This window comes from Vibrio sp. Vb2880 (assembly GCF_033337975.1).
Classification (GTDB): domain Bacteria; phylum Pseudomonadota; class Gammaproteobacteria; order Enterobacterales; family Vibrionaceae; genus Vibrio; species Vibrio alginolyticus.
On sequence record NZ_JAWORT010000001.1, the window covers coordinates 68,181 to 87,705 of the forward strand.

19 protein-coding genes are annotated in these 19,525 nt (G+C 44.4%); 6 read left to right on the forward strand and 13 right to left on the reverse strand.

The genetic code is table 11. The features are described 5' to 3' along the window. Positions 1-27: 27 nt before the first annotated feature. The 3 genes from R7M92_RS00275 to R7M92_RS00285 form a co-directional block, all read right to left on the reverse strand. Entirely contained in the window at positions 28-2,358 is a 2,331-nt protein-coding gene (locus R7M92_RS00275) for a putative bifunctional diguanylate cyclase/phosphodiesterase (RefSeq protein ID WP_005375094.1), read from the reverse strand. Next, a complete protein-coding gene (locus tag R7M92_RS00280; RefSeq protein ID WP_005375093.1) occupies positions 2,355-3,287 on the reverse strand; it encodes a transporter substrate-binding domain-containing protein in 933 nt (310 codons plus the stop codon). The genes R7M92_RS00275 and R7M92_RS00280 overlap by 4 nt, the downstream gene beginning before the upstream one ends. A 62-nt stretch (positions 3,288-3,349) precedes the next feature. After that, on the reverse strand, positions 3,350-4,759 hold the full coding sequence (locus R7M92_RS00285; RefSeq protein ID WP_005375092.1) for an aminotransferase class V-fold PLP-dependent enzyme: 1,410 nt from the start codon (positions 4,757-4,759) through the stop codon (positions 3,350-3,352). Positions 4,760-5,300: 541 nt separating this feature from the next. Between R7M92_RS00285 and R7M92_RS00290 the strand changes: the two genes are divergently transcribed. Continuing rightward, positions 5,301-5,816, forward strand: coding sequence for a superoxide dismutase family protein (locus tag R7M92_RS00290; protein ID WP_005375091.1), 516 nt, complete (start codon positions 5,301-5,303; stop codon positions 5,814-5,816). A 27-nt stretch (positions 5,817-5,843) separates the two neighbouring features. On the opposite strand, the gene R7M92_RS00295 is transcribed toward R7M92_RS00290, so the two are convergent. The 4 genes from R7M92_RS00295 to R7M92_RS00310 all read right to left on the reverse strand — a co-directional run bounded on the left by R7M92_RS00295 (position 5,844) and on the right by R7M92_RS00310 (position 9,600). Next, entirely contained in the window at positions 5,844-7,217 is a 1,374-nt protein-coding gene (locus R7M92_RS00295) for a sensor histidine kinase (protein ID WP_167415870.1), read from the reverse strand. Positions 7,218-7,333: 116 nt separating this feature from the next. Beyond that, the gene (locus R7M92_RS00300; protein WP_318132470.1) at positions 7,334-8,065 is read right to left on the reverse strand and encodes a response regulator transcription factor; all 732 of its coding nucleotides are present in this window, start codon (positions 8,063-8,065) and stop codon (positions 7,334-7,336) included. A 146-nt stretch (positions 8,066-8,211) separates the two neighbouring features. Next, positions 8,212-8,907: a spondin domain-containing protein gene (locus R7M92_RS00305; RefSeq protein ID WP_318132472.1), complete on the reverse strand. Its 696-nt coding sequence runs from the start codon at positions 8,905-8,907 to the stop codon at positions 8,212-8,214. A gap of 9 nt (positions 8,908-8,916) precedes the next feature. Further along, positions 8,917-9,600, reverse strand: coding sequence for a spondin domain-containing protein (locus R7M92_RS00310; RefSeq protein WP_005384002.1), 684 nt, complete (start codon positions 9,598-9,600; stop codon positions 8,917-8,919). 551 nt (positions 9,601-10,151) lie between these two features. Here R7M92_RS00310 and R7M92_RS00315 point away from each other — a divergent pair. The 3 genes from R7M92_RS00315 to R7M92_RS00325 all read left to right on the forward strand — a co-directional run bounded on the left by R7M92_RS00315 (position 10,152) and on the right by R7M92_RS00325 (position 12,027). Further along, on the forward strand, positions 10,152-10,625 hold the full coding sequence (locus R7M92_RS00315; RefSeq protein ID WP_318132473.1) for a hypothetical protein: 474 nt from the start codon (positions 10,152-10,154) through the stop codon (positions 10,623-10,625). A 77-nt stretch (positions 10,626-10,702) separates the two neighbouring features. Continuing rightward, the gene (locus tag R7M92_RS00320) at positions 10,703-11,641 is read left to right on the forward strand and encodes a LysR family transcriptional regulator (RefSeq protein ID WP_258623851.1); all 939 of its coding nucleotides are present in this window, start codon (positions 10,703-10,705) and stop codon (positions 11,639-11,641) included. A 2-nt stretch (positions 11,642-11,643) separates the two neighbouring features. Continuing rightward, positions 11,644-12,027, forward strand: coding sequence for a VOC family protein (locus R7M92_RS00325; protein ID WP_009704980.1), 384 nt, complete (start codon positions 11,644-11,646; stop codon positions 12,025-12,027). 51 nt (positions 12,028-12,078) lie between these two features. Here the strand turns inward: R7M92_RS00325 and R7M92_RS00330 are convergent, their stop codons facing one another. The 6 genes from R7M92_RS00330 to R7M92_RS00355 form a co-directional block, all read right to left on the reverse strand. After that, the gene (locus R7M92_RS00330) at positions 12,079-13,518 is read right to left on the reverse strand and encodes a PepSY-associated TM helix domain-containing protein (RefSeq protein WP_213886453.1); all 1,440 of its coding nucleotides are present in this window, start codon (positions 13,516-13,518) and stop codon (positions 12,079-12,081) included. 415 nt (positions 13,519-13,933) lie between these two features. Further along, a complete protein-coding gene (locus R7M92_RS00335; protein WP_318132475.1) occupies positions 13,934-14,293 on the reverse strand; it encodes a hypothetical protein in 360 nt (119 codons plus the stop codon). 219 nt (positions 14,294-14,512) lie between these two features. Then, positions 14,513-14,902, reverse strand: coding sequence for a cytochrome b562 (locus R7M92_RS00340; RefSeq protein ID WP_213886452.1), 390 nt, complete (start codon positions 14,900-14,902; stop codon positions 14,513-14,515). A 156-nt stretch (positions 14,903-15,058) separates the two neighbouring features. Then, positions 15,059-15,811, reverse strand: coding sequence for a phosphatase (locus R7M92_RS00345; protein ID WP_005375066.1), 753 nt, complete (start codon positions 15,809-15,811; stop codon positions 15,059-15,061). Between the two features lie 83 nt (positions 15,812-15,894). Continuing rightward, positions 15,895-16,341 carry an SRPBCC domain-containing protein gene (locus R7M92_RS00350; RefSeq protein WP_318132476.1) on the reverse strand — a complete coding sequence of 149 codons (447 nt, stop codon included), beginning with the start codon at positions 16,339-16,341 and terminating at the stop codon, positions 15,895-15,897. Between the two features lie 99 nt (positions 16,342-16,440). Further along, positions 16,441-17,364: a DMT family transporter gene (locus R7M92_RS00355; RefSeq protein WP_169629141.1), complete on the reverse strand. Its 924-nt coding sequence runs from the start codon at positions 17,362-17,364 to the stop codon at positions 16,441-16,443. A 128-nt stretch (positions 17,365-17,492) separates the two neighbouring features. Between R7M92_RS00355 and R7M92_RS00360 the strand changes: the two genes are divergently transcribed. Together R7M92_RS00360 and R7M92_RS00365 are read left to right on the forward strand one after the other, a co-directional pair. Beyond that, positions 17,493-18,386 (forward strand): LysR substrate-binding domain-containing protein, encoded by an 894-nt coding sequence (locus tag R7M92_RS00360; RefSeq protein ID WP_033906699.1) that lies wholly within the window; start codon positions 17,493-17,495, stop codon positions 18,384-18,386. A 73-nt stretch (positions 18,387-18,459) separates the two neighbouring features. Continuing rightward, on the forward strand, positions 18,460-19,518 hold the full coding sequence (locus R7M92_RS00365; RefSeq protein ID WP_213968248.1) for a S1 family peptidase: 1,059 nt from the start codon (positions 18,460-18,462) through the stop codon (positions 19,516-19,518). Positions 19,519-19,525: the final 7 nt, after the last annotated feature.

Below are 19,525 nucleotides of genomic sequence, written 5' to 3' on the forward strand. Positions count from 1 at the left end.
TTTTCTATGAGGTTGTTATAAAAGGAATTATAGCCAGGTAGGCTTAGCCAAAAGTGCTTCAAAGTCCTTAGCAGGTAATGGTCGGCTATAGTGGAAACCTTGTCCGAACTCACAGTTTAGGTTTTTCAGGTAATCCACATGACGCTGTTCTTCGATGCCTTCTGCGACGATCTTAAGATCCAGCGCTTTTGCCATTGCTATGATTACGTTCACAAGCTCGCGGTCTGAGTCGTTCTCGAACATATTTTGCATAAAGCTACGATCAATCTTTAAGCGGTCGAACGGAAACTTCTGCAAGTAACTCAGCGCAGAATAACCAGTACCAAAATCATCAATAGTAAGTTTGGTGCCTAACGCTCGTAAGTTATTAAGCATGTCTAATAGCTCAGAATCGTGATTGAAGAGGAGACTTTCTGTCACTTCAATATCGAACTTATCTGACGGAAGACCAGACTCCTCAAGGCTGTGTTTAATAAACGTAAGTAAGCGCTCGCAGTACCTAAATTGAACACTAGAAAAGTTTACAGAAACAAACAACGGAGTCAGACTCTGCCATTGTGCCGCTTGTCGACACGCTTGTTGAATAGCAAACTCACCAATTTGATGAATTAAACCATTTTTCTCTGCAATAGAGATAAACTCTTCAGGGTTTACGAATCCGTACTTGTCATCATTCCAACGCATTAGCGCTTCTGCCCCTACGATTTTACCACTACTCAGCTCAATAATTGGCTGATAATACAGCTCTAACAACTGATTGGAGATCGCACTTCTCAGACGATTTTCCAGATCTAAGTAGCGTTGCAAGTCTTGGTTCATATTATGGTTATAAAAACAAAAGCCATCACGCCCATCTTGTTTCGCCCGATACATTGCCATATCTGCACATGCAAGAAGCTGCTCAGCGTTGTCTCCGTCATCCGGGAACACAGACATTCCAACGCTGCTACTCAAGAAGAATTCATGGTTGTTCCAAACAAACGGATCGTTAAACGCCGAAAGCACACTTGAAGCAACTCGCTTTGCAGTATCATTATCAGGCAAGTCTGGGATGACGAGTAAAAACTCATCCCCACCAATTCTCGCCAATAAGTCTGTTTTTCTTGCGACTTGATACAGTCGCTGAGCACTGAGTTTAAGGATTTCATCCCCAACAAAGTGTCCCATTGAATCGTTAATCTGCTTAAAGTGGTCTAAGTCGATGAACATCACCAAAACTTTAGACCCACTACGCGATGCCCTAATTAACTCCAAAGCCAATCGCTCGGAACCATAACTACGATTAGGTAAATTGGTTAATGTGTCATATTTAGCTTGGAAGGCGAGTTCTTTTTCAGACGCTTTTCGACGTTCAATTTCGTTCGTTAATTTTTTATTCTGTTGAGAAAGAATATCTTTACGCTTTTTTTCTTCCTCAAGCTTAATTTTCAATTCAATCCTATTATTGTTCGTGATGAATGCATAACATAAAGCAATGACGATCATAACGGCCAGAATACTCAAACCAATAATAAAGAGCCGTGATGTAAATATATCTCGTTCACTCAAAGGCTCGAACCACGCCATCAATTTGAAGTGGTGTTTATCCACAGGCACTTCAAAGTAAATTTTTCCGTCTACAGCCTCAGAAACGAAATAGTTCTCATCCTTATTGTGAGAAGGTGTTTTATTTATGGTATCCCATACAACCATTTCCACGTCTTTTATTTTTAGCACCATTCGGCTATAACTATCTTCGTGTTCTTGGTTAGTAAGTTGGTCAATAACAATATTCTTATTAAGATCGGCAATTAAAAAGGCAACAGGCTTTCCGGAGAACTTAACTTGCTTAATGACTTGAATGCGAACGTCATCATTGTATCGCGTCGCACAAACCTCTTCGGGATGCCCGTGTTGAGTCATTAAGGTTTGTATGTCCATTTTGTGCTCGGCAAGGTTTTCAGATCCAGTGGTGACAATGGTGACTCCATCACTGCCGACCAGCGTGAGCTTTTTATAGATTTGGCTGCTATTAATTAGCTTACTGTCTATCTTCTCATCGAAGCGACGCTTTAAATTAATTAAACTGGCACCTAACCCATACTCCATTGACATGCCAGAAGCTAAATTACCAAAGAATGTTTGTATTGTTTTATCTGTAGCTAGATTATCAACATCTTCACTCGCTATGGTAAATAAATTATCGAGTGTGCTTGCATAACTTTTTACTTTTAAATCTAGTTCTCTGTATTGAGATTCTTTTAATTTATTTTGACCTACGCTAGTCACAGTAATAAGCATAGCTAAGTAAATTGAAACTAATATTGCGCTTATTGTAATAAATCTTTTACTGGAAAATTTTTTAACGGCCTTATTCATCGGACTTTCTTTTTATCTTCTATAAAGTAATCGTTATAAAAGTAGTAAATAGATGGATAGTATTTTTTTACTAGTTTTTCGTATGATCCGTCTTTTTTTATCGAGTCTAAATAACGATCAAATGCTTTGCGTAATTCAGGGGAATTTTTACGGAATGCAACAGCCATTTTTTGATTTTCAGATATAGGGCCAATGACTTTTATTTCACCCGGCCATTTTTCGAGGGCAATTAGCGTATCCGCAACATCTAATAATGTGCTTTCCGCATCATTTTTCATTATCGCTGGAACCATCTCATTAAGGAGACGCGCCCCATCAGGTAATATAACTTTTGCACCTGTGTCATATAAGTCATAAAGGTTAGGATCCAAGCAAGAATGTTCTAAAGCTAACACTTCGCGACCATCGATCAGCTGCTTGACGTTTTTAACATCTTCATCGACCGACCCACTTGGTTTAATCGGGCTCAGACTAGAGTCGGATCTGGAAACCAACCATACACCTGAAGGAAAATAATCTTGTGAAAAATCGACAACCTCAGAGCGCCAATCAAGAATAGTAACGCCATTTGCGATCAAATCGCCTTCAATTGGAACACTTTCTCCGACAACAGCCTGCTTGTTGTGATATTGCACATTTTGCCCTGTCAACTTACCAACCACGTCGCTCCACTGTGCTGGAACATACTGGTACTGAACACCTAACGACTTGGCAAAACCTTTTATTATCTCTACATCCAAGCCAGTCAAAGTTTCCACTTCACCTTGTTCAATATAGGAGACAAAGTTAGCGTACGGGACACCAATATGACGCAGTACACCGCGTTCACGGATTTGTTGTAAATCGTCTGACCAAGCGGCAGACGACGCAACAGAGGTAACCATGAGCGCCACCGTCGCTAAAGTTCTTTTGAATGTTATGACTGACATAATAATATCCTTACCTTTCACAAAGCGCCCAATAATGGGCGCTTGAGTGATAAACAACGATGTTAGAACGACGAGTAATACAAATTCGTCATCGCCACTACGAGCCCTTCCACATCTTGTTCGTCATGGAACAAATGCGTAGAGATACGCAGCGCGTAAGTATCAAAGTCATCATCCTTATGCAGCTTAAAGCTAGTCGTACGGATGATGTAACCATACTCTTCACGTAAACGATCTCGGAATTCCGTCAGTATCTCTTCATTAGTTACATCGGAGAACGGGTTAACCGTCGTTAAGCCACTGGTTAAGCCTTCCACGTTTGGTGAATACATTTTGGCTTGTGGTAAGTACTCTTGAAGCAAGGTTTTACATAAACTACCAAGGCTTACAACTCGCTCTTCGATACGGTCTCGACCAATCTCATCCCACATTTTGCAACTATCAACTAGTGCTTGTTTCGCAGGATAGTTATCGTTACCAATGTATTGCATTTGCAGCTGTTTACCCAGGTAATCAGCATGAGAAAGTGAGGAGTTGATCAACCATAACGGGTTCTCTCGGTCACTCCAATACTCATTCAAACGGTTACCGTTATCACGAACATACAGAATACCCGTCGCGCCCGGACCACACTGCCACTTATGACCAGATCCTGCATAGAAATCACAATCCATATCGTGGAAATCAAGGTCAAACATACCGACCGTATGCGCGCCATCAACAAGAGTAGGTACACCATACTCTTTTGCTAAAGCACAAATGGCTTTTGCTGGTAGCGCGGTTCCTGTTTTGTATGTGATATGAGAGAAAACAATTAGGCGAACGTTTTGATTCGCATCAAGCGCGTCTCGGAACGCTTGAATGTAATCTTGCTCAGAAACGTTTTCGGTACCAGTAAATACTGGTAGTTGAATTTCTACCACATCCACACCAAAACGATGTTTCGCTACGTTCATAGGTGATGTTGCAGCAATATGTTCATGGTGTGTCGTTAGAATCACATCACCTGGTTCAAAGTGTAAGCCATTAATGATCGAGCATAAGCCATCAGTAGTGTTGCGGCTGAGAATGATCTCTTCTGGGTTAGCACCAAAACCTGGTGCGACGTCTTTAACCATCTCAGAAACATACGGCCAAGAGCCAAATTTGCCTTTCATATCCCAAGGGTATTTAGCCACCAGCTTGTTGTTATGCTCGTAATCTTCAAGAACATGTTTTGGCATTGAACCTGTTGTACCAATGTTCATGTAAGTGGTTCGTTTATCCAAAACGAACTGTCTTCGCACTTTACGCCAGAAGCGCTTATCGTGTTTTCTACCTAGCCCGCGGCTGCTCCAATCAATTTTCTGTTCTCGTGCTTGAGCTACGCCTGAGAAAGCGGAAGCACTCACACCAGCAACAACAGCTCCTGTTGCGCCTTTCAGAAAATTACGGCGGCTGCTATTAGTCTGAATAGATTCCTTGTCTTTCATCTTTTTCAATCCTTGTCGGAAATTAGCCATATTATTAATTTTAAGTGCGTAACTATCTGTTACTAAAACATTATTACCCATTACAATCAGAGTTTAATTTTTTCCTCTGCCATTAAGTGACTTTAGTTCCAATTTTTTATCTTATTTGATGATATAAGCAACAGTTTGACCACAAATCTATAAACAACAATGTTCACATTAATATATTCGTTAATTTGATTATTCTTTATTGCGGACAATTCCACCAAATTCTTTATAAAACAATTATGAGCTTTGTTATAAAGTCATTAAAAATTTAACTTTGCGTTAATTTAAAAATATTCAGGCTATTTTAAGATTGGCGTCTATTCTTTTTATATCTTAACGATCTCAACATGTTAAGACTAAATAAAAGAAAGCTGATTTCGGATCGAGATATCAGTTTAAGACCATAAAGTGATACACATCACTCTATGACATAAACTCACCGCTCAACAGACATAAGTAAAACAGGTTTTCACTAATATGTGCTTGAGCGTACACCCTAAAAGAAGGAGGTCCCATGTTAAAAGGATTGCTATGCATTTCAGTTGCATCCGCTCTTGTCGCCGCCCCTAACGCGCTAGCAAAAACGGTAGAAATGACTGCTCTCAACACCAATGAGAGCGCTGGTACCATTGAGATTTCACAAAGTGATTATGGCGTTGTTTTTACGCCTCAATTATCAGGTTTGTCAGCAGGTGTGCACGGTTTCCATGTTCACACTAATCCATCTTGCGATAGCATAGAAAAGGATGACAAAACCGTATTAGGCGGCGCAGCAGGTGGCCATTATGATCCTAACAACACAGGGAAGCATGGCTATCCTTGGACCGATGACAATCATTTAGGCGACTTGCCTCCACTCTATGTGGACATGGACGGCAATGCCAATCAGCCCGTTGTCGCGCCTCGCCTAAAATTATCGGATTTAAAAGGTCGAGCGTTAATGATCCATGCAGGTGGTGACAATCACTCCGATCACCCAAGTAAGCTAGGTGGTGGCGGCGCTCGCGTCGTATGTGGTGTTATTGAATAAACATTAACTTATGTCTCACACTTCTCTTTAGATTGCGAGAAGTGTGAACTTCTGTTGATATTGAGAGGATGTTGCATTGGTCTCAAGGTAGCTGTGGTGAAGCATTAAGATCGATTGGACAATCTTCGTCCCAATCCCCAAAGAACCGCCCTCCGCTTCTTCCTCGATATGATTAACGAAGGTAAAGTGGATACGCGACTTATCCTCACTCAAATGCGCTTGGCAATGCACTTCCGAACCAATTGGGCTGTGGCGTAAAGCATTTTCAAGTAAGTTAAGCACCAACCGCTCCAATAGCCCCTTATCACCCACGGTTTGGATTTCGCTATCGATATCCACTTTCAACACCACTTCTTTACGAGAAAACTGGCTCTGCATCGTTTCGGCACATTCTGCCATCAACGTGCCAAGATCCACGGGGCGGTACTCGTAGTTTGGCATTGGAGCTTCTTTACGCGCTGCGTCTAATAGAGAGTGCAATTGAGTTGAGAGCTTCTCACAATTTCGAAAAGCAACGTCAATCAAAGGATCGGATTCAGGATGTTGCAAACGCCACGTTTCCAAATAGCCAAGCACGCTCGATAACGGCGTTTTTAAATCATGACTAAGCTGCAACAAGCTTTGACGACGATGAGACGATTGATACTCCAACTGTAAAAACTGCTGCTGAATGTGCTTCGCCATCATCTGATAAGAGTGCGCAATCGGCACAAGCTCTGGCACTTGGTGAGTAAAATCAGGTTGCAGGCGGAAATCATGTTCAGCTTGCTGTTGAAGTTGCTTGGTCACGCGCTCAATCGGGTTCAATAGGCTACGTTTGACCAGCACATAAGCTCCAAGAGCAAAGCCTAAAATGGACACTAAGACCAATCCTGCCAGCGCGATGTAAGGAGTATCGACTTGAGCATTGGCAATGGCGTCATGTCGGGTACTGCCAATCACCACGTAGAGATAACCGATCGTAGAGCCTAATTCTTCTATCGCAGCGACAGAAAAGACTTTGTGCTCACCACGATTACGTGGGTCTTCACCCAAAATAGGAAAAGGTTGGTCATTTAAGAATTGCTTAATGGGATTGAGATCCACCTTCCCCATGATCTCCGCCCCTTCCGGTGCTGCATGGGTGGTGATGTTACCTTGGCTATCGAGGAAGTAGATTTCAAAGTCAGGGCCGATCAGCATGAGCGTGTGAAAAATCGACTTGAGCGCTTTAGGGTTGTAATCCGTCCCGATCATCAGCGGGTTATCATCACGCATGTGGCTGGCTAGCTCTTTATGCAGGCTTTGCTTGGTGCGTAACTCAATGGTTTCTTTTTGCCAATTGTAAGTCAGTGCAATCACCACCGCCGCGAGGCAGAACCACAAGCTAGTAAATACTACCAAGCGAGATTTGAAGCTCATCCTATCGCCTCCTTAAACGGCGGTGTTTTTGCGACACCCGTGATGATTGAAAAATGACGGTGAAAACAACTGCCGACTTACTGTCTTGGCTTGATGTTTTGACTTACTTTCTTGCATTAGTGTCTTGGCTGAAACTTATACCCAACACCCCACACGGTTTGAATGAAGTGATGATCAGAGTCAGACAACGACAGCTTGCTGCGTAAACGGTTAATGGTGCTACACACCGTATGGTGATAACCAGAATGACTGGTGTTCCAAACGTGATCGAGCAGTTCATCTTTACTGTAGACTCTGCCCGGACGAGTCGCGAGAAACTGCAGCAAAGTAAACTCTGTCGCGGTAAGAGTGACGTCTTTGTCGTTTAGGGATACTTGGTGCAACTCCGGAATAATTCTCAGCGGACCAAAATCCATCGCATCGTCTAGGACTTCATCTGCTACTTTGACTTCTGCGGTTTGGCTGACTCTGCGTAACACGTTTCGCACTCGTGCTTGGAATTCTAATACGCTAAATGGCTTAGTAATGTAGTCATCAACGCCCGCTTCTAAACCGTCAACCTTGTCCATTTCACCGTCTCTGGCTGTCAGCATGAGCACTGGACTCCAATCTTGTCGCTGACGCAAATAATGGCAGATGTCTAGGCCATCACCATCTGGTAAACCTCGGTCAAGGATCAATAAATCAAAGGGTTGTTGCTGATATTGCGCTTTAGCATCGGCGACATTTGTGGCTCGCGATACTTGGTGTCCTTGAAACTTGAGATGCATCTGAACCAGTTCTGCCAAATCATCGTCATCTTCCACCAACAAGATGTTCGCGACTAAATTGATTGCCTGTTGTTCCATGGTCCTTTCCTTGCCTTCGAGTATCCTCACTTTGCACATGACCGGAACAAATTAGAAATTCTTTCAAAAAAGGTTCCGATGACGCCATGAGGGATAAAGCGCTCGGCTACAAGCGCTTTGGAAAGGAGACGTCATCGGAGCCTGTGTTACTCGACTCGAGTGATGGTGACTTTCGCACCAGGGTTCAAGAAGCGGTGGTTCGCAGAGAGCGCAGAATTAGCCAATCCATCATCTTGGCTAATAACACCAGCATGGAAAGCAACGACATCATTGTTATCATTACGAGCAGCATTAAAGCCTTCACCACCTCCTGCTGGGCCCGGAATGGTTGCAGCAAGTTCATCGTTCAGTTCTGTGCCAGAATCCCAAACGTTCATGCTCATTTCATAGCTTTCACCCACTGCGAGCGATTTGAGCGATAGCCCCGTTTCGCCAACAAAGGCATCGTTGGTATTCACGAACATAGACGCCACAGACAAGTAACCGTAACGACTAGGGTCAACCGTGATGGTGACTTCGTCCGATGCACCCGGCAACACCAATCCATTGCCCGAAATACCTTGGTAAACACTGTCATTGCTGTTCATCAACTCAATCAGCTCAGCGTTACTCCCGCCTTCGGCAAGGTGCTCAAGTTCAACGGATGCCGCTTGGCCAATTTCAAACAGTTGGTAGTCACCATTGTGAGTGAGTACCGCAAGCGGAGACATAGGTTGATTCGCAGTCAAGTTCGCCACGTTGACGGTGTAGCGGTACGATTTCACTACGTCATTATCATCATCGCTTGGACAACCGGCGAGCAAGCCGACTGAAGCTGCTACTAGTAAGATTCTGTATTTCATACATCCCCCTTACTTCACAACGATTGTGATGGTTGCAACTGGGTTTAACCAACGATGGCTGCTGCTGTCTAGGTCACTGATGCCGCCAGTTGGGTCGCTATCACCAAGGTTACCCGGATGCACGTGAACTTTGTCGTTAGTTACCGTTGCTTCAACGCCTGTGCCGCCAGTACCAAAGGTAATGAAAGGTGGGTTTGGCATGCTAGACGCAAGCTCATCGTTCGCTTCTGTACCAGCATCGTAACTTCTTAGCGTTGCTCGGTATGTACCTGCTTCCGTTGGAATCTTCCAACTATCTAGACCGACAAAACCGTCATTGGTTGGCAGCAACATCGCGCTCAGAGAAAGATATCCGTGGTCGCCACTGTCCAAGGTGAAGGTGGTTGCAACACCCGGATTCAAAATACCACCAGCAGGGTTCTCAACCACCGCACCACCAGCGTTACCAATCACACTAGCAAGACCAGAGATATCACCACCTTCTGCCATTGCTTCTAGTTCTGGCGTTGCTGCTTGACCCGTTCTGAACATTTGAAGATCAGAGCCATGTGCGGCAACAATAAGAGGCGTAAAGTAGATGCCTTTGGTTGCGTTTGTCACGGTGATTTCCAATTCCGCTGCATTCACTGATGCAGAGCCTAGTGCCATAGCGACTGAAGTCATGACGAGTCCGAGTTGGGTACGTTTTTTCATTGTGATTCCATCCTTTAATGAGGGTTGAACTACCCAAGCCCATGTGTACGGCTTTACTTCTTTGTTCGTGACTTGAGTAGGTTAAGCATTACGTTTCGAACGTTTTGCGTTCTTGCCTCTAAGAATGACGAGCAAATCTATCAGCAACTTCATCGAATTCTCATAAAATTCTCACAAGTTCTGTTCGAATTCTGCCAGCAGCACTTTTTTATTTATACTCAAGTAACCTCGAGATGCTTGGTTCAGCGAGGATGACTTGGTTTGAAGGCGAGGCAACAATTTGAAAATCTAGTGGTTCTAAATCGAAAATTGTTAACGAAGCATGCGAACCAAGGCAACTCGCCCTTCGGGAGCGTGCCACTGAAGCAATTTCTTCGTCAAACAACTTGGAAAGAGCTCGCTATTCCGCTTCGTTGTTTTCCTTGAACTTGAATCAGTGACAACGCTCTGAACCATGTATCTTGAAGTCACTTGAGTATATTCAGGTATTTACACGTCGCGCTCTCCCCTCCTACAATGCGGTATTCCCTGTTTAAATCACGATTCTCACCATGATTCATAACGTTCTGTCTGCCTACTATGGCGAAATCTACGGCATCGCTTTTTTCAACCACTACTTGAGCCATTACACCCAAAGTGAACAACAAACGCTGTGGAAAACCTTGATTGAAGTGGAAGAGCTCACCGCAGAAAAGCTCAAACCTGTACTGCTGACAAATGGTATCGATATCGAAAGTCGACACCAAGAGATGTTGGATAAAGGCTTGGAAGATGCAACCAAATGGATTGGTTTACCATGGCAAGAGTTGGTGGCGACTCTTCTGAAATGGGTGGAGCCTTATGAGGTTAAGTATCGAGAGTGGCATGAAGAAGTGAACGCTTCACAACAATATTCAATCGCTGAGCGAGAAGCTATCGAGTTAATTGCAGACCATGAAACGGCCATTTATCACTGTTGGCAGCAATACCATACTGGTGAATCTGGCTTGCCTGCACTCAATGCATTTTTGGCAAAATATCGTTAAAGCGAGACGGTGACACTTGAACCTCGTGAAACCGTACCAGACAATATCGTTATTCCGCTGCGCAGAACTGAACAATTATGGTTAATCCAAAACTCATTGCCCTACTTCCTGATCTTGCTTCGTTTATCTTGGTGGTAAACGAAGGCAGTTTTACCGCTGCTGCTAAACAACTCGGCGTAACGCCATCGGCTTTAAGTAAGTTGATCACACGATTAGAGCAAGCCCTCTCGGTGAAACTGTTTGAGCGCACGACTCGTAAGTTGATCATCACTCAAGCAGGGCAAAAGGTTTACGACCAAAGCATCGCAATGGTGAATGCCGCGCAGCAAGCCGTTGAGCTATCTGCGGAAGATCATGCCGAGCCAACAGGCGCGCTCACAGTGGCAGCCCCTGAAGCATTTCTTAATTCGGTGCTTCAACCGTTTGTGTTGCCATTCCTAGAACGTTATCCAAATATTCAGCTTAAGCTGCGTGCAGCAGATGGTGAGATTGATCTGTTCCGCCAAGGCATTGATGTCGCATTCAAGCTCACCGACAAACCCGATGAGAATCTGGTACTCAAAGAGATCAGCAAGACCAACCTTGTTTTGTGCGCCTCTCCAGATTACCTCACCAAACATGGTATACCTGAGCATCCCACTGAACTTGAGCAGCACGACTGTATTTACCTTGCCGAGAACGATAAAGACAACATCTGGTCGTTCTTTAAAGAGGAAGCCTTTCATTCGATTGCAGTAAGTGGACGCTACGCCGTCAACCATTCTCAAATGCGCTTGAACGGGGTTAAGTCTGGTTTGGGAATTGGGATCTTCCATGACTTCGTGATCAAAGACGCGTTAGAGCAAGGAGAAGTGGTGGAGGTTCTGCCGGATTGGATGATCAAGAGTAACTACCACGGCGCTATCGCGATGCAGTATGCACAAACCAAATACATGCCTGCTCGTCTGCGCGTGTTTATCGACTTCGTTAAGGAGCATCTAGTCTCCGACGATACTAACCATGCTCGAAGAGGCTAACCATGTTTAATGCCATTCATCACGTCGCGATCATTTGCAGCGATTACCCAAGGTCAAAACGCTTTTACACTGAAGTGTTGGGATTAAAAGTCATTGCTGAAAACTATCGTGAAGCCAGAGACTCATACAAGCTTGACCTCGCTTTACCTGACGGCAGCCAAGTGGAACTGTTTAGCTTTCCGGGCGCACCAGAGAGACCGAGCTTTCCTGAAGCACAAGGGCTACGACATCTCGCATTTTTGGTTGATGATGTTGAACAGGTGAAAGCCTACCTAGAATCGAATGACGTTGAAGTTGAGCCAATTCGTATTGACGAATTCACAGGTAAAGCCTTTACCTTCTTCCAAGACCCAGATGGCTTGCCGCTGGAGATTTACCAGAAATAAAAAGAGCCAGCACGTCGCTGGCTCTTTTACTATTCCATTCTTTGTCTGTTACTAATTCAACGCCGTTTTCAGCTTCTCGACGCGGTTAAACAACAGCCAATCCAGTGCGAGAACCGTAACAATCGCCAAACCGCCCATCGGGAACGCGAGACACAATATCACTAACGTTACTAAACCAAGCTTCCAAATACTGTCTTGCTGAAACTTAGGTGGCGCGCCCAATGCGGCACTGCGACTTGGTCTACGAATCCACCACATCACAACTCCAGTGATTGAGATCAAAATGAACGCTAAACAGAACACTACGTTGAGCACTTTGTTAAGCACACTAACATCACCTTGGTGCAATGACACACCTGCCGCCATGAACTTGGCAAATAGGCTGTAATCTTGCCACGTTACATCCACCAACAAGCGACCGGAATATTGGTCAAAGTGACTGGTGCGATCTTGTCTTGGGTCGGCAATATCGCCGCCCATAGTGTTAGCTGCAACGGTATAAACGCCCGTCTCAGAGCGCGGCAAAAACAGCTTATAACCAGTGAAGCCCATCATTTCAGCCTTGAGGATGATATCATCAATGGAGAGCGCATCATGACTGCCTGCGTATGCCATCTCTTCCTTCATATTGGCATGATCATGAGCGGGCTTATCTTTCGATTCTGGCACAGCAGCGAGCTCTAAGTTCCATGGCATCTCTTCTGAAGCACCGTGGTTAAGATCTTTATGTGTCAGTGTAGATTCCGGTTTCTCACCCCATGTGTAATAGGTTGGGAAGGTATTCCAAGCTTGCACCATTTTCGCACCCCAGATCCCTGCCCAAGATAAACCTGAAATCAAAAAGAACAACAGAACAATCGACAGCACACCACCTAAATTCGCATGCAGGTCACGCATCAAAATCCGAGGGCCATTGTTAAAGCGAATTTTCAAAAAGCCGGCGCGGCTGGCGTTGTCTCTCGGTAACCAAAGGTACAAACCAGACACCAACAGCAAAATCCCCAGACTTGCGGCGATTTCAATTAAACGGTCGCCTAGGTCGCCGATGAGCAATGTGCCGTGAATGCTGTTCATCAGTTCATAGATGCTATCACCACGATTAATGGTGCCTTGTACGTCTCCTGTGTAAGGATTTACTGCAACAATCAGTGAGCTGCCTTCTTGGTTTTGAATCGAGAATCGGCTGGCCATATCGGCCGTTTTAGCAGGTACAAATTGAGTTACATTAAAATCGGGATACGCCTGCTTTACGGTTTCCAGTTGTGCAGATACAGGAACCATTTGCTCTTGTGGTAAAACTTGTAATGTCGCTTCGTATCGAGCCAGTTCGATTTCGTCATCAAACAACATTACCAACCCTGTGAGGGAAAGCATGAGCATAAATGGAATGACGAACAAACCTGCGTAGAAGTGCCATCGCCACGTCATAAAGTAGATGGATTTTGCGCGTGAGGCTTCCTTGAGTTGAGGCTTTGCCGAGTTTCTCAACATGTGTATTTTCCTTTTTTCATTGTTGAACCCCCAAATTCAGCCAAACGCATCCTGCACATACACATTCGTATGCGGCGTTATTTGACTTAGATTTGGGAGTACCACTGCTCGAAGTGGCAGTGTTGTTGGCTATATACCCAAGTGACTTCAAGATGCTGGATTCAGAGCGTTGTCATTGATTCGAGTGCAAAGAAAACAACGCTGTGTAATAGACAACTCTTTCCAAGTTGTTTGAAGCAGCAATCGGAGCAATGACACGCCCCCGAAGGGCGAGTTGTCTTGGCTTGTATACTTTGTTGTCGATATCTTGATTTAGACCCACTAGACCTTTAAATCGCCGCCGCGTCTACAAACCAAGTCATTCTCGCTGAACCAAGCATCTCGAGGTTACTTGGGTATCGTGTAATGGTTTTTGTTATGAGAAAAGGGAAACTGGCGGCGCTCGAGGAACTGGCGTTTCAAATCGCACACTTAGAGCCAAATAAGCGTAGCTGTCAGAAATCACCAAGCTCAGTCTTGAGAGAATTGGTGTCGTTGGAAGTGTATCGTGATGAAAAGTCGAGAAGTGGCTAAACGGACAAGGCTTGCCTTTGTGGCTGACCGAATTGTCGCCCTCTTCTATTTGAATCAACTCAAAACCGTTAAGCGTACATAGCGTCGCCCACACGCCCATGCTGTTACCATGAGCATTGATAACAGGCATCAGCGTCACTAGCACCCAACTGAGAGCACTAGCAAATAACATCGAGCGGTAAAAAGGAATTAATCTACGCATAACGGTGACTTAACAAATTTCACACAGCGTAACCAATTCTGAGTGGTAGCTCAAAAAACAGGATCAATAAGTGGCTGCTACCTCACAGGTTTTCTTGAATGCATCGATTGACAGGCGCAAAAAAGCCCGCCGAAATGGCAGGCTGATAATGTGTTCATTCATTACTTAGAGATAACGCGTAACCCACTGCCACGAGCAAATGCTCCGCTCAGTAGATAATTAGCCGAACAACTTGCTCCAAATGCTTGGATTGCGCTTGTTGTGGTACTCTTCACGAAGACTATCGATTTCACGCAGTTGAGCTTTTGCTTCTTGTAGCTTGCCCGCATCAAGATCCGCTTCAATCTTATCTAGCGTTACCGTCAGCTTGTTAAAGCCTTCTAAGTAAGTATCAAACTTCTCTGGTGGGTAATTACCACGCTTAGATTGTTCAACAATCGCTTGCAAGCTATCAATCGCAGATTTCATGGTTTCAACATCAGACGCTTCCGCCGCCTGTTTGAATTCCATCTTCATCTGTTTCATGTTTTGTTTTAAATCAACCGCTTCTGCCATTGCGTATGTTGAGCAAAACGCAATCGCACACCCTAGGACTAAAGGACGTAACATTTTTCACTTCTCCATTTATAGTGCCGAATTCTGTGTCGGCTTTATTCACCCAAATAACCTACGCCATAAAAGGCGAAAAACTAGCTTAGTTGAGTATTTCCGGGTCGCAGTGTAAAGCAATCTGGCGTCGGGTGCATACCTTAAATGTAATCTAGTTTATGCGTTGAGAATGCTGTCATATTCTGCAATTGGTTTACGGCCTCTCAAAGCTAAGAAAGACAAAAACTGCTGAGCGGTGTGAGTAATCACTTTCTTGCTATCAATACCCACTTTGTCCATTAACTCTCCAACCAAATCCAGATTACCAACATCGTGACAGAAATGCGCGTCACTGCCCGTGGTGAAGAAAACACCGAGATCTTTCCCGATTTGTGCAATCTCGTGGCAACGGTCTACGCTGCCTACTCGGCTGTTGCCTTTCAGCGTGGTGTTATTAATTTCAATCGCGACATTGTGCTCTTTCGCGCACGCTAAAACGGTCTGAAAATCAAAGTCGAAATTTGGATTACCAAGATGACCGAGCGCATCAATACGACCACTCTGAATGACATTAACAAGTGCTTCCGTGTGAGTTTGCTTGTTTGCAGGACGAAAAACGGGTTCATGAAAACTCGCGATCACCCAATCTAAGTTGCGGTCTACACTCAGCGGAATATCAATGTCGCCTTCGGTATTCATAATGTTAGATTCAACGCCGCGAATAATCGCAACGCCTTCAAGAAAGCGAGGCAGAATTTTCTGGTTAGAGAAGAACCAGTAATGAGGCGCACCCGGCATTGATTCAGCGTGATCGGTCGTGCAGAACATATCCAGCCCGTTCTCTTTTGCCAACTTTGCATTTTCAATCAAGGTACTGTACGCGTGACCACTGGCGTACGTATGTGTATGGGTATCAACTTTAAATTCCATCATCCACTCTCTTAGGTGCGCTATCTTGCGTGCTATTGTATACCTTCCGGCAACGCATCGTCAGCCCAAGATAAGCAAGAACCCTAAGCTTGCTCTTCACTAATGGCTTTTATCAAGGGTAAGGCTTTTTCCCATCCGTGATTAAACATGGAAACAAAGTCACTGTGAGTATGAATGGTAACATTGAGTAGTAAACGATCGTTGTTGGTATCGATCTGGTAGATCTCTCGCGATCCGATCCACCTAGATGCTAGGTCAGCATCGAGTTGTTGACGATTATCCGGATTAAAAATGGCAACATGATGAAATTCAAGTTTTTGAAGCGGTAGCACCGTATCTATGATCGCCCTTGTCCCGCCCATATCTGGATCAAAAAAAGTGATGCCACCTCCTTCTTCCCAAGCTCCTTCAAATTGAGACTGCGGTGAAAAGGCTTGTGCCCAACGTTTATACAACTCAACATCGGTTAGCACTTCCCACACTCGTTGCGGTGTCGCCGAAATTTCGACGTAATAATTTAGCGTAAGCATGATTTCTCTCCCTGAACCTTTCTTGACGCTAGCCCATACTCAAGAAAAATCAAACCACACGACCAATTTATCTACCTGCCCCCTTCATTTTCCGACAGACTAAGAAGTTCTCGCTTGTAAACCACCACTGCGATGCGCCGTAAAACGAACCCAACATGTGTTCAGTATGATTGCGAGCACTATTAAACTCATCCCAACAATTTGACTTTGACTCATTCGGTCTTCAAAAAACAGGCTCTGCCAAACCGCAGTGAACAATAAGTTAGTAAAAATGAGTGGCGCAAGTTGAGAGCCACTGCTTGCCAGTTTATATGCTTTGGAGCGAAAAACTTGGGTGTTAATGATCATCAGAGACATCATACCGATCCACAGCGTATTTGAAGAAATCTCAGGCGCCATAACACTCATATTAAGTAACACGTCGAAGTCGTTAAACAAAGTTAGCGGCAACAGAAATACGGCAGCAAAACCAAACGCCCAAAAGTTGATTTCTAGCGGCGACATATTTGTTTTACTCACTTTATATAACGTAAGCTGAGAACCAGAATTGAAGAGTCCACCAGCCAAGCCGAGCAATAAATCCGCTCGCCATGTAATCTCACTTCCACCGCCCGCCAACATAACCACACCAGTGAACGCCATTGCTAAAGCCGCCAATGTTGAAACACGAATGCGCCCCCTCATGAACAGCTTTTCAACCAAGGGAATAAATAATGGGCCAGTAGCAAACAAAACGCCCCCCTCAACGAGCGTTAACGTTTGTAATGACGCGATAAAGCAAAGTTGTGACAAACCGATACAAAGAGCACGCAATAAAATAGGCTTTAGCGTGCCCGCTTTAGGAAAGGTAAGGTTTTTCACACGAAGTAAGATAAGCAAGATAAGCGCAGGCACTAAAAAACGTAAGAAGCTAAATAGTGTGACGGAAAGTTCGCCTGACAACTGCTTTGCTAACAGTCCAGTAACAGATAAGCTTAACGTAGACATCAACATGAAAAGGATAGATTTATTTACAGCATTCATTCAATACTCCTTAATATATGGAGCATTTTAAAAGACATCACTTATCGTAAATAGCGAGTAATATTAACCATTGATGTAAGAAAAACTTACAGTTTAACTTATCTATCACCAGCTACGGTTTTTAAATTATGCGGAAACTAGTCCCCTTAAAGTCCATCTACGCATTTGTTGCAGTAGCTGAGTCTGGCAGCATGACAGAAGCAGCACAGATATTAAGTGTGAGCCACTCAGCCGTAAGTCAGGCAATTAAATCGCTGGAGAGTCAAGTCAACAAGCCTCTATTTGATCGCATAGGCAGACAAGTTCAACTCAACGCGGACGGTAAAAAGTATTACAGGAAGGTGGCACCCGCTTTAGAGCAAATTGTCGATGCAACGGAAGCACTCATCCAAGATCAGAACTTGCAGCGTGTTACGCTCAATATGGTGAATTCATTGGCTCTTCACTGGTGGATTCCTCGAATGTCAGATTTACAAGGGTTTGCTCCTCAATTAGACGTTCGTTTATCAAACCTGTCTGGCAGATTCAATTTAGAACAAGAAGGTATCGACGCGGCCTTGGTGCATGGAAATCCCGAAGAATGGCAGGATTACTACTGCGAAAAGCTCAGTGAAGATGAACTGGTTTTGGTGTGCAGTCCTGAATTGATAGCGAAGACAAAGGACTCAAACATCACTCAACTCTTAAAGCAGTATCCCATCATTGAAGTTACTAACGAACGAAGAAAAAATGACTGGAACGTGTGGCTGGACGCGACGGGTATCCAGCGACCTAAAAATAAAAAACCAATCACTTTTAACATGTCGATACAAGCCGTCCAGGCCACAACTCGTCGTTTGGGGTTATTGGTCACTCATCGCTTGTTTGTGAAGGATGACATCAAATATGGTCAGCTAATCGAGCTGGGTGAACCCGTCATTAATCCTCATCAACAGCTTTACTTTGTATGCCCGCCACACAAGCTAAAGCTTGAATCGTTTCATCTGTTGCGATCTTGGCTACAACAATCATTCAACTATTAGAAACTTTTGTTAAGCACATTCACTGAAAAACTAGTATAAAGTTAGAGGAGCACTTTTCATCCAAGGATGGTTTATGAAGCAGTATCAAATATGGCTAAGCGCACTCTGTTTTGCAGTATCTTTGAGTGCGACCGCAGAAGCAGAAAATGATAACCGCCTTTCAGAACAAGGGATCTCCACGGCAATTATTGGAGGGCAGCAGGCGACCCAAAACCAACTTCCTTTTTTTGCACGTCTTATTCTACATAAAACTGGCGCTAATCAGTTTGCCAATATTTGTGGGGGAACCATTGTAAACGACCGTTTCATTTTAACTGCGGCTCACTGCGTAGAACCAAGCGTTTTCACTGACGGGTGGACAATCAACGATCTACGAGTGCTAGTCAAAAACCCTACGATGAATGACGTGTTTGTTGAAGAATTCAAAGATGTTCGCTCTATCACGATTCATCCTGATTATGTGCCTAGCGATTTATGGATTAATGACATCGCTGTCCTTGAATTGACTCGCCCTATTACCGATAACGTTCAATCCATCACTTTACCGCAAGACTTTGGAGACTACAGCAGCAAGACGGTTTATCAGATATTCGGTTTAGGTCAGACCTCGACTAGTGATGAAAACGGGCCAAACTATTTACGCTGGGCAGAAGTAAAACCCCTTACCGACACCCAATGCGCTTCGCTGGTAACAGGGTTTAATGCTCAGGAAAGTTTATGTGCGAATGGATTTCCTGAGCGAAGCTACACTGGTATCTGCCGCGGTGACTCAGGCGGTCCTCTCACTTATCAAGACAATAATGGCATGTATCAGCAAATCGGTATTGTTAGCTATGGTTCTTCTGTTTGCGAATCTGCTGCGATTCCGAGTGTGTTTACTGAGGTTCTAAATTATACAACGTGGATTGAAGCCCAAACCAGTTCGGGAGTGAAAACTCGTTATAACCCCCTCTTAGCAAGTACAGAAGATTATCATAGTGAAGGCGATTCCGGCTTTGAACCAGAAGATACTAACACGTCGGGCTTTGACGATAACGGCAGCAGCGGCGGCGGTGCTCTCGGATCAGGGTTGATCATGCTTGGAGGCTGGTTTGGTTGGCTAAGACACCGCAGAAATGATTCGCGCTCCTAGTTGCGTC

What these genes read in the sequence shown, in the direction of transcription:
- R7M92_RS00275 (WP_005375094.1), bottom strand. Translation starts at nt 2,358, where the DNA reads ATGAATAAGGCCGTTAAAAAATTTTCCAGTAAAAGATTTATTACAATA.
- R7M92_RS00280 (WP_005375093.1), bottom strand. Translation starts at nt 3,287, where the DNA reads ATGTCAGTCATAACATTCAAAAGAACTTTAGCGACGGTGGCGCTCATG.
- R7M92_RS00285 (WP_005375092.1), bottom strand. Translation starts at nt 4,759, where the DNA reads ATGAAAGACAAGGAATCTATTCAGACTAATAGCAGCCGCCGTAATTTT.
- R7M92_RS00290 (WP_005375091.1), top strand. Translation starts at nt 5,301, where the DNA reads ATGTTAAAAGGATTGCTATGCATTTCAGTTGCATCCGCTCTTGTCGCC.
- R7M92_RS00295 (WP_167415870.1), bottom strand. Translation starts at nt 7,217, where the DNA reads ATGAGCTTCAAATCTCGCTTGGTAGTATTTACTAGCTTGTGGTTCTGC.
- R7M92_RS00300 (WP_318132470.1), bottom strand. Translation starts at nt 8,065, where the DNA reads ATGGAACAACAGGCAATCAATTTAGTCGCGAACATCTTGTTGGTGGAA.
- R7M92_RS00305 (WP_318132472.1), bottom strand. Translation starts at nt 8,907, where the DNA reads ATGAAATACAGAATCTTACTAGTAGCAGCTTCAGTCGGCTTGCTCGCC.
- R7M92_RS00310 (WP_005384002.1), bottom strand. Translation starts at nt 9,600, where the DNA reads ATGAAAAAACGTACCCAACTCGGACTCGTCATGACTTCAGTCGCTATG.
- R7M92_RS00315 (WP_318132473.1), top strand. Translation starts at nt 10,152, where the DNA reads ATGATTCATAACGTTCTGTCTGCCTACTATGGCGAAATCTACGGCATC.
- R7M92_RS00320 (WP_258623851.1), top strand. Translation starts at nt 10,703, where the DNA reads ATGGTTAATCCAAAACTCATTGCCCTACTTCCTGATCTTGCTTCGTTT.
- R7M92_RS00325 (WP_009704980.1), top strand. Translation starts at nt 11,644, where the DNA reads ATGTTTAATGCCATTCATCACGTCGCGATCATTTGCAGCGATTACCCA.
- R7M92_RS00330 (WP_213886453.1), bottom strand. Translation starts at nt 13,518, where the DNA reads ATGTTGAGAAACTCGGCAAAGCCTCAACTCAAGGAAGCCTCACGCGCA.
- R7M92_RS00335 (WP_318132475.1), bottom strand. Translation starts at nt 14,293, where the DNA reads ATGCGTAGATTAATTCCTTTTTACCGCTCGATGTTATTTGCTAGTGCT.
- R7M92_RS00340 (WP_213886452.1), bottom strand. Translation starts at nt 14,902, where the DNA reads ATGTTACGTCCTTTAGTCCTAGGGTGTGCGATTGCGTTTTGCTCAACA.
- R7M92_RS00345 (WP_005375066.1), bottom strand. Translation starts at nt 15,811, where the DNA reads ATGGAATTTAAAGTTGATACCCATACACATACGTACGCCAGTGGTCAC.
- R7M92_RS00350 (WP_318132476.1), bottom strand. Translation starts at nt 16,341, where the DNA reads ATGCTTACGCTAAATTATTACGTCGAAATTTCGGCGACACCGCAACGA.
- R7M92_RS00355 (WP_169629141.1), bottom strand. Translation starts at nt 17,364, where the DNA reads ATGAATGCTGTAAATAAATCTATCCTTTTCATGTTGATGTCTACGTTA.
- R7M92_RS00360 (WP_033906699.1), top strand. Translation starts at nt 17,493, where the DNA reads ATGCGGAAACTAGTCCCCTTAAAGTCCATCTACGCATTTGTTGCAGTA.
- R7M92_RS00365 (WP_213968248.1), top strand. Translation starts at nt 18,460, where the DNA reads ATGAAGCAGTATCAAATATGGCTAAGCGCACTCTGTTTTGCAGTATCT.